This is a genomic window from Spirillospora sp. NPDC046719 (genome assembly GCF_040645715.1).
Taxonomy (GTDB): domain Bacteria; phylum Actinomycetota; class Actinomycetes; order Streptosporangiales; family Streptosporangiaceae; genus Spirillospora.
The window spans coordinates 1-5,875 of sequence record NZ_JBEYYT010000514.1; the positions used below are offsets into that span (position 1 = coordinate 1).

The 5,875-nt window shown below is 69.0% G+C and carries 9 protein-coding genes; 1 reads left to right on the top strand and 8 read right to left on the bottom strand.

Annotation, left to right across the window (positions count from 1 at the left end):
• Positions 1 to 50: 50 nt before the first annotated feature.
• The 8 genes from truA to infA form a co-directional block, all read right to left on the bottom strand.
• Positions 51 to 953 (bottom strand): tRNA pseudouridine(38-40) synthase TruA, encoded by a 903-nt coding sequence (gene truA, locus ABZ914_RS44635; protein WP_500200778.1) that lies wholly within the window; start codon positions 951 to 953, stop codon positions 51 to 53.
• 249 nt (positions 954 to 1,202) lie between these two features.
• A complete protein-coding gene (rplQ, locus tag ABZ914_RS44640; protein ID WP_387021871.1) occupies positions 1,203 to 1,718 on the bottom strand; it encodes a 50S ribosomal protein L17 in 516 nt (171 codons plus the stop codon).
• A 96-nt stretch (positions 1,719 to 1,814) separates the two neighbouring features.
• The gene (locus ABZ914_RS44645; RefSeq protein WP_131741171.1) at positions 1,815 to 2,828 is read right to left on the bottom strand and encodes a DNA-directed RNA polymerase subunit alpha; all 1,014 of its coding nucleotides are present in this window, start codon (positions 2,826 to 2,828) and stop codon (positions 1,815 to 1,817) included.
• A 128-nt stretch (positions 2,829 to 2,956) separates the two neighbouring features.
• Positions 2,957 to 3,583, bottom strand: a complete 627-nt coding sequence (rpsD, locus tag ABZ914_RS44650; protein WP_190862654.1) for a 30S ribosomal protein S4 — start codon at positions 3,581 to 3,583, stop codon at positions 2,957 to 2,959.
• Positions 3,584 to 3,607: 24 nt separating this feature from the next.
• On the bottom strand, positions 3,608 to 4,009 hold the full coding sequence (gene rpsK, locus ABZ914_RS44655; protein ID WP_021596710.1) for a 30S ribosomal protein S11: 402 nt from the start codon (positions 4,007 to 4,009) through the stop codon (positions 3,608 to 3,610).
• 48 nt (positions 4,010 to 4,057) lie between these two features.
• On the bottom strand, positions 4,058 to 4,438 hold the full coding sequence (gene rpsM / locus ABZ914_RS44660; RefSeq protein WP_190862646.1) for a 30S ribosomal protein S13: 381 nt from the start codon (positions 4,436 to 4,438) through the stop codon (positions 4,058 to 4,060).
• Between the two features lie 214 nt (positions 4,439 to 4,652).
• Positions 4,653 to 4,766, bottom strand: coding sequence for a 50S ribosomal protein L36 (gene rpmJ, locus ABZ914_RS44665; RefSeq protein ID WP_018657566.1), 114 nt, complete (start codon positions 4,764 to 4,766; stop codon positions 4,653 to 4,655).
• 65 nt (positions 4,767 to 4,831) lie between these two features.
• A complete protein-coding gene (gene infA / locus ABZ914_RS44670) occupies positions 4,832 to 5,053 on the bottom strand; it encodes a translation initiation factor IF-1 (protein ID WP_018657567.1) in 222 nt (73 codons plus the stop codon).
• A 260-nt stretch (positions 5,054 to 5,313) separates the two neighbouring features.
• On the opposite strand from infA, the gene ABZ914_RS44675 reads away from it, so the two are divergent.
• Positions 5,314 to 5,875: hypothetical protein (locus ABZ914_RS44675; RefSeq protein WP_500200779.1), on the top strand; the 562-nt coding region annotated here is incomplete at its 3' end.

The following is a 5,875-nucleotide window of genomic DNA, read 5'->3' on the forward strand; positions in this document are numbered from 1 at the left end:
TTTTACGTTCCGTGCCAGGACGCGGTGCCGGGCTGGGACGCGGTGCCGTGCTAGGACGCGCTACCAGGCTGCTCCGCGCCCGCCGTGCCCGCCACGTTCGCGGCATGCTCCGCGGCCGCCGCAGCGGCGTTCAGCGTCCGGACCCGGCGCGTCTCCTGCGCCCGCTTGGCGAGGCTGTCGTCGTCCGGGTAGCGGATCTCCTCCAGCGACAGGCCGTGCGCCGGCGCCACGTTCACGCCCGAGTCCCGGACGCGCGCCGCCAGCACCTGGGCGGGCCACTCCACGTCGCGCCGCCCGTCCCCCACCATCAGCAGGGCGCCCACCAGCGCGCGGACCATCGAATGGCAGAACGCGTCCGCCTCGACCGTCGCGAGCGCCAGATGCGGGTCCCGGTCGTCGCGCGCCCACTCGTAGCGCAGCAGCTCCCGGATCGTCGTCGCGCCCTCCCGCTTGCGGCAGTACGCGGCGAAGTCGTTCTCCCCCACCAGCAGCCGCGCGGCCTCGTTCATACGGTCCAAATTCAGCGGACGCGGATGCCACAGCACGTCGTGGCGGCGCAGCGGCTCGACGCCCACCGGGTTGTCGCACACCCGGTACACGTACCGGCGTGCGAGCGCCGAGAACCGGGCGTCGAACCCCTCCGGGGCCACCGAGACCCGCCATACCCGCACGTCCGGCGGCAGCAGCCCGGCCAGCCGGCGCGGCATCGTCCCGTTGATCGCCGAGTACGCGGCGACCGGCACCACCAGATGCGCCACCTGCGCGCGCGCGTGCACGCCCGCGTCCGTGCGTCCCGCGACGGTCAGCATCGGCGGCGGATCCAGCCGCAGCATCCGCGCCAGGGCGTCCTCGATCACCCCTTGCACGGTGCGCTGGTTCGGCTGCCGGGCCCAGCCCGCGAAGTCCGTCCCGTCGTATCCGATGTCGAGGCGGAGTCGTACCAGTGCGGTCATGTCAGGTGGACTGTCCTTCGCCACTGCCCGTCCGTTCCCCCCGATGAGCCCGTGGTTTCATCGGGTCTTCCATTGACACGCTCCCCCGCCGTCCGCAGCCGCCTGACCTGACCATGCCCTCAAGTCTGACAAAGATCAGGCCCACCGTCTTACACCGACGGTGGGCCTGTTCATCTCGTGCCTACTCTTGACGTCCCGCGAACCCCGCGCACGCGGGGACCGGGAGGACGGCGGTCCGTAGCCCGGGGGCTACTTCTCGTCCTTGCCCTCTTCCGCCTCGTCGGCGCCGGTGGCCTCGGCGGTCGCCGGAGCCTCGGTCTCCTCGGCGGCGGTCTCCTCGGCGGGGGCCTCGGCCGGGGCGGCCTCGGTCGCCGGGGCGGCCTGCGCGGTCGCCGGGCCGGCCGACAGCTGCTCCTGCACCAGCTCGATCACGGCCATGGGGGCGTTGTCGCCCTTGCGCGGCCCGATCTTGGTGATGCGGGTGTAGCCGCCGGGGCGGTTCTCGAAGCGCGGCGCGATCTCGGTGAAGAGCTCGTGCACGACGCCCTTGTCGCGGATCGTGCGGGCCACCAGGCGACGGTTGTGCAGGTCGCCCTTCTTGGCCTTGGTGATCAGCTTCTCCGCCAGCGGGCGCACTCGCCGGGCCTTGGCCTCGGTGGTGGTGATGCGGCCGTGCTCGAACAGCGCCGTCGCCAGGTTCGCCAGGATCAGCTTCTGGTGCGCGGCGCTACCGCCGAGGCGGGGGCCCTTGGTGGGCTGCGGCATGTCTCGTCCTTCCTGCACCGGCCGTATCAGGTACCGGTGTCAGCTGGTTCCGGAACGGCCGGGGAACGTCGCCCCCGGCCGTCCGGAATCGGGTTTCTAGTACTGCTCGGTCTCGGCGTAGCTCTGGTCGTCGTCGCCGTAGTTGTCGGCCGCCGCGCTCGGGTCGAACCCGGGCGGGGAGTCCTTCAGCGACAGGCCCATGTCGTTGAGCTTCTGCTTGACCTCTTCGATCGACTTGGCGCCGAAATTCCTTATGTCGAGGAGATCCTGCTCGCTGCGGGCCACGAGCTCGCCCACCGAGTGGATGCCCTCGCGCTTGAGGCAGTTGTAGGAGCGGACCGTCAGGTTCAGCTCCTCGATCGGCAGGGCCAGGTCCGCGGCGAGCGCGGCGTCCGTCGGGGACGGGCCCATGTCGATGCCCTCGGCCTCGACGTTGAGCTCCCGGGCCAGCCCGAACAGCTCGACGAGGGTCTTGCCGGCGGAGGCCACCGCGTCGCGCGGCAGCATCGCCTGCTTGGTCTCCACGTCCAGGATCAGGCGGTCGAAGTCGGTGCGCTGCTCGACTCGGGTCGCCTCGACCTTGTAGGTGACCTTCAGCACGGGCGAGTAGATGGAGTCGATCGGGATCCGGCCGATCTCCTGGCCCGGCTGCTTGTTCTGCGCGGCGGAGACGTAGCCGCGGCCGCGCTCGACCGTCAGCTCCATCTCCAGCTTGGCCTTGTTGTTCAGGGTGGCGATGTGCAGGTCCGGGTTGTGGACCTCGACGCCCGCCGGCGGCGCGATGTCGGCCGCGGTGACCTCGCCCGGGCCCTGCTTGCGCAGGTACATCACCACGGGCTCGTCGTGCTCGGAGGAGACCACCAGCTCCTTGAGGTTCAGGATGATGTCGGTGACATCCTCCTTGACCCCGGGGACGGTGGAGAACTCGTGGAGCACGCCCTCGATCCGGATGCTGGTGACGGCCGCACCGGGGATCGAGGAGAGCAGCGTACGGCGGAGCGAGTTGCCGATCGTGTAGCCGAAGCCCGGCTCCAGCGGCTCGATGGTGAACCGCGACCGGTACTCGTCGACCTGCTCTTCGGTGAGAGTTGGACGCTGAGCGATGAGCATGTTGGTGCCTTCTTCCCGCGGTGCCCGCTATTTGACGACCGCGTTCTGGAGTGTTCCCCGTCCCACCAGGATGCCACGCGGAGCGCGGCATCCCGGTGGAACGCGGGGTCCTGCTTGTTGCGGAGCTCCTACTTGGAGTAGAGCTCGACGATCAGCTGCTCCTGGACGGGAGCGTCGATCTGCTGACGGACGGGCAGCGCGTGCACGAGGATCCGCATCTTCTCGCCGTCGATCCCGAGCCACGCCGGGACCTGGCGCTCGCCGACCTCGGCCTTGGCGACCTGGAACGGCGTCATCTCGAGCGACTTGCTCTTGACGTCGACGATGTCGGCCTCGCTCACCAGGAAGGACGGGATGTTGACCTTCCTGCCGTTGACCCGGATGTGGCCGTGGCGGATGAGCTGGCGGGCCATGTCGCGGGACTTGGCGAAGCCCGCGCGGTAGACCACGTTGTCGAGCCGGCGCTCGAGCAGGCGCAGCAGGTTCTCACCCGTCTTGCCGCCCTGGCGGTTCGCCTCGACGTAGTAGTTGCTGAACTGCCGCTCCAGCACGCCGTAGATGCGCTTGGCCTTCTGCTTCTCGCGCAGCTGCAGCAGGTACTCGGTCTCCTTGGGCCGACCGCGGCCGTGCTCACCCGGCGGGTAAGGACGGATCTCGATCGGGCACTTCGGGCCCTCGCACTTGCTGCCCTTGAGGAACAGCTTCATCTTCTCGCGGCGGCAGAGCTTGCAGTCCGCACCGGTGTAACGAGCCATTGTTCTGTGATCTCCCCTACGGCCTCAGACGCGGCGGCGCTTGGGCGGCCGGCAGCCGTTGTGCGGAACGGGCGTGACGTCCTGGATGGAGCCCACCTCCAGGCCGGTGGCCTGGAGCGAGCGGATCGCGGTCTCGCGACCGGAGCCGGGGCCCTTGACGAAGACGTCGACCTTGCGCATGCCGTGCTCCATCGCGCGCCGGGCGGCGGCCTCGGCGGCCTGCTGCGCGGCGAACGGGGTCGACTTGCGCGAGCCCTTGAAGCCCACGTGGCCCGAGGAGGCCCAGGAGATCACGTTGCCGTTGGGGTCGGTGATCGAGACGATCGTGTTGTTGAACGTGCTCTTGATGTGGGCGTGCCCGTGAGCGACGTTCTTCTTCTCCTTGCGGCGCACCTTCTTGGCGCCGACACGGCTCTTAGGAGGCATCTGCTCTCTCTACTCTCGAGGTCATCGATCCGGAGGACCGACTCCGGACTACTTCTTGCCGGCCTTCTTCTTGCCGGCCACGGTCTTCTTCTTGCCCTTGCGGGTGCGCGCGTTGGTCTGGGTGCGCTGGCCGTGGACGGGCAGACCGCGGCGGTGCCGGATGCCCTGGTAGCACCCGATCTCGATCTTCCGGCGGATGTTCCCCTGGATCTCGCGGCGCAGGTCGCCCTCGATCTGGTAGTTCTTCTCGATCCAGTCGCGGAGCTTGACCAGCTCGTCGTCGCCGAGCTGGTGCACCCGCAGGTCACCGCTGATGCCGGTGCCCTCCAGGGTCGCCAGGGCCCGGGTCCGGCCGATGCCGAAGATGTAGGTGAGAGCGACCTCGAGGCGCTTTTCGCGCGGGAGGTCGACGCCGAGGAGGCGTGCCATCTTGGGCAGTTCCCTTCATTTCGCGGAGGTATGGACGCATCGCCCCCGCACACACCCTGCCCGGGTGGCGGCCTCGGCCTCCGTCGTCCGAGGGTCTCCCTTCACACAGTGGTGCCGTACAACCCGATCACCGGGGATCCCGGTACGAGCTGTACGGCGACCTGTGCGAAGGCTGCGATGCGCTTGCTGTTGTGAACCGTCCGGCTGGTGCCGGTCAGCCCTGGCGCTGCTTGTGGCGCGGGTCGGAGCAGATGACCATGACCCGGCCGTGCCGGCGGATGACGCGGCACTTCTGGCAGATCTTCTTGACGCTCGGCTTGACCTTCACTGGGTCTCCTAGAGATAAGGGTCACCCCCGCGCCGCCACGCACGGGGAAGGCAACCCCAGTGGGATTACTTGTAGCGGTAGACGATCCGACCGCGCGTGAGGTCGTAGGGGCTCAGCTCCACAACGACGCGGTCGTCCGGCAGGATCCGGATGTAGTGCATCCGCATCTTGCCGCTGATGTGGGCGAGCACCTTGTGCCCGTTGTCGAGCTCCACCCGGAACATGGCGTTCGGGAGGGACTCGATGACGGTGCCCTCGATCTCGATGGCCCCTTCTTTCTTGGGCATGTCCTCCGCGCTTCACTGATCGGCTCATTGGACCCGGCCCGAGACCCCGCGAGGGGGACGGCCGCGCCCGTGCCACGACGCGGACGCATCGAGAACAAGGGGAACAGGCGGCCGACAACGGACCGGCACAGCAGTCTACGGCACCGAACCGCCCAATGCGAAATCAACGCATGATATGGGTCCGGAGACTGCTTCCGAGTCAAGCATACCTCGCTCGCGCGTTGTACCTTTCAGGAGAGATACGTCGGAGGAGGGTCAGCATGCCGAGCTATGACTTCGCGCTGATCCTGAGCCGTCCCCTCTACGAGGACGAGCTGGACCCGCTGTTCGACCGGACGCACGGCGCCGTCACCGTGTCCATCATCAGCGAGCCGCAGCACGCCGACCGTCCGGGCAACGCCTCGTGCGCCTGGCAGGGCGCGACCCTCGCCGCCGCCATCATGGAGGTGGTCGAGCACGTCGAGGCCAGCGCGGAGGGCCTGCACGTGCTGCAGGTGGAGGCCGACCCGCTGCTGACGATCCGCGACATCGCCGACCGCGTCGGCAAGTCCGCGGACTCGGTCCGGCACGCGATCACCGGCGCCCGCGGCGCCACCGGGTTCCCCGCGTCCGAGATCTCCACGGCGGGCCACCGGCTGTGGCGCTGGTCGAAGGTCGCCGCCTGGTACGGCGTCGACGACCCGCAGCTCGTGGAGGCCAAGCCGACGGTGCAGGCGATCAACGGCTGGCTGGCCCTGCGCGTCGTCGTCCCCGACGTGGCGCCCGCCCCCGAGGTCGTGACCTCGGCCCTGTCCCGGGTGATACCCCACGTCGCCAGATACA